Raw genomic sequence first — 2,868 nt, forward strand, 5'->3', positions numbered from 1 at the left:
ATTTATCTTGCTGACAGCAAAAACGCACCTTACGGTCAGCGCACCAAAGATGAAATTATTGCATTATGCTATAAAAACACCGATCTTCTCATCGCTGAAGGCTGCAAGTTGATCGTAGTGGCATGCAACACCGCCACAACAAATGCCATCAAAGAATTACGCTCTAAATATAATATTCCCTTCATAGGGATAGAACCCGCCATCAAACCGGCGGCTATTCAATCAAAGACACAAACCATTGGGATTTTAGCCACTAAAGGAACGATTAACAGCGAACTTTTCAGTAAGGCGGTTGCTACCCATTCAAACGTTAAAATAATTGAACAAATCGGACACGGACTCGTGCAGCTTGTAGAAGAGGGAAATATAGATTCTCCGGAAATGACAGCTCTTTTGGAAGAATATCTCAAACCAATGGTAGCAGCCAATATTGACTACCTGGTTTTGGGCTGCACCCATTACCCTTACCTGATACCTCAAATAAAAAAGATTATCCCTGACCATATCCAGATTATCGATTCCGGGGAGGCCGTTGCAAAGCAAACCCAAAACATCCTTATAAAAAACAATCTGCTAAATAGTTCCGATGAAACTAAAAAGCAGATTTTTTATAGTAACAGCGACTCCAAGGTTCTTAAAGACATACTTGGCTTCGCTGAAAATGTATTTGAAAAAGAATTCTAATTCTCTTCTTTAAACCAACTCGAATACATAACGTAATTATTGGAAATACGCTCAATTTCCCCGGCAAAATCAGACGCATTGATATCTTTTACCTTCTTGGCCGGAATCCCCGCGTAAATCGCCCCGGATTCGACAACCGTGTTTTGGGTAACCACGGAACCTGCTCCGATAATTGTATTACTGTGAATAACGCAATTATCCATAACAATAGCACCCATCCCGATTAAAACATTATCGTGTACTGTACAACCATGCACAATTGCATTGTGACCAATAGAAACATTATTTCCAATGATGGTGGGATGTTTTTGATAGGTACAATGGATCACCGCCCCATCCTGAATATTCACTTTATTTCCGATGGTAATTGAATGAACATCACCACGAACGACAGTATTAAACCAAACACTGCAAGATGAACCAAATGTCACATCACCAACGATGGTAGCGTTATCAGCGACAAAACAATCCTCTGGTATTTGAGGATATTTCCCTTTAACTTCTTTAATCAATGCCATATAAAATCAAAAAAAAGTCCCGATAAACGGGACCTATTATTTTTATTAGTTAACTGCAGGACAGTTACAGTGGTAAGGTTCGCGTTTACAGTTAAAGTTGAATCCTAGTGTAATTTGGTGGAAACCACTGTTGTCAAATTTAACAGCTTGTGCTAAATACGAGTACGTATACGCAAACATAAAGTTCTTATAATTTATACCAACGATTGGTGTCCAATACTGCAATGTCTGCTCATCCAAAGTATTACCATCTTCAACATAATACTGCGTTGCATCTAAACCTCTTCTGTATGACAAACCTCCCCAGATTTTACCAAAATCCTCCATGGTTTTGTATACTTTTAAGTTCAGATCAATAGTTTTTTCTTTTGTTTGCTCAAAAGTCTGAAACATAACCGAAGGCTCCCATTGAAGCGTTTCGTCATTACCAAAAGTATACCCTGCTGAAATGATATATTTTCTTAAGTTATCAAATTCAACATCCGAATAAATTTCACGTTTAGACTCGATTGCATTTTTTACGGTGAAATGAGCATAAAAATCAACAAAGTGATAAGACATTCCCAAATCAACATTAAAATAGGTATAATTTTGCTTTGTACCGCCAACAACTGGGTCAAATTCCGGCTCAAATTCAGTCTCATCCAATCGACTCTGGATTACCCCAACATTCGCACCAAAAGAAAGCATGTTCAAATCATCATTACCTTCCGAAAAACGAATATGATGCGCATAAGTTAGCTTGGCACCTGTCTGTGAATGATATCCATTACGATCATTGAAAGCAATAGCTCCAAAAGCAGAAGTTCCTTCATCACCTAATGATGTATTAAAACTAAGCGTTTGTAATCTTGGGGCATCGGCTTCACCAAACCACTGCTGACGTGCCGTCAACCTGATTTTTGCACAGTTTGCAGCTCCAGCCATTGATGGGTGAATCAAATAATAGTTGTCAGACAAATAATCTGAATACACCGGAAGTCCTTCTTGAGAAAAAGAGAATTGGGCCAAAAATAAAGCTAAAAATAAAAAGCGCTTTTTCAGTATGTTCATATTTCTTTATTATTGAAAATAGGGGTCGTTTAATTTAAAAAAATAAGGTATTTTTCAAACCCCCCAAATATATAAATTTTTAGGTCAGAAAAACAACGAAATAATTTTATGTTCAATTTTAACACAAAAAAACAAACTCTATGTGTTAATTTTTTCTTTAAAACGCCAAATATAATTATTCATAGCATATAACTTCATTAAATTTGCAAAAAATCACAAAAACATGCAAAAAGTAACTATACGAGAAACGCAGAATCCCAGCATATTAAAATTTGAATTTCACGATTTTATTACCAAAAACCAGAATTTCGAATTTAAAAACATAGACGAAACCGCTCCGTCGCCATTGGCAAAACAATTATTTTACCTTCCGTTTGTAAAAACAGTTTACATTTCGGGAAATTTCATCGCAATTGAAAAATTCTCGATTGTGGAATGGCATGAAGTTAAAGAATTGGTTGCCGAACAAATAGAAACATTTGTGGACAAAGGCGGAAAAATCCTGAACACAGAAGATTCTGCCTCCAAAAAAATACCGGTAACCGTTTATAGCGAAACCACCCCTAACCCATCGGTTATGAAATTCGTAGCCAGCAAAATGCTTACGAAAATT

General features: G+C 36.8%; 4 protein-coding genes. 2 read left to right on the top strand and 2 right to left on the bottom strand.

What is annotated here, in order from left to right; translation table 11 throughout:
* Positions 1-684: glutamate racemase (gene murI / locus VLB74_RS11535; protein WP_325203607.1), on the top strand; the 684-nt coding region annotated here is incomplete at its 5' end.
* On the opposite strand, the gene VLB74_RS11540 is transcribed toward murI, so the two are convergent.
* Both VLB74_RS11540 and VLB74_RS11545 read right to left on the bottom strand, forming a co-directional pair.
* Positions 681-1,202 carry a gamma carbonic anhydrase family protein gene (locus VLB74_RS11540; protein WP_325203608.1) on the bottom strand — a complete coding sequence of 174 codons (522 nt, stop codon included), beginning with the start codon at positions 1,200-1,202 and terminating at the stop codon, positions 681-683. The two genes, murI and VLB74_RS11540, sit on opposite strands and share 4 nt — an antisense overlap.
* 45 nt (positions 1,203-1,247) lie before the next feature.
* A complete protein-coding gene (locus VLB74_RS11545) occupies positions 1,248-2,255 on the bottom strand; it encodes a PorP/SprF family type IX secretion system membrane protein (RefSeq protein ID WP_325203609.1) in 1,008 nt (335 codons plus the stop codon).
* Positions 2,256-2,478: 223 nt separating this feature from the next.
* Here VLB74_RS11545 and VLB74_RS11550 point away from each other — a divergent pair.
* A partial coding sequence (locus VLB74_RS11550; RefSeq protein ID WP_325203610.1) for a NifU N-terminal domain-containing protein occupies positions 2,479-2,868 on the top strand: 390 nt, incomplete at its 3' end.

It is taken from the genome of Flavobacterium sp. (genome assembly GCF_035456225.1).
Taxonomy (GTDB): Bacteria; Bacteroidota; Bacteroidia; order Flavobacteriales; family Flavobacteriaceae; genus Flavobacterium.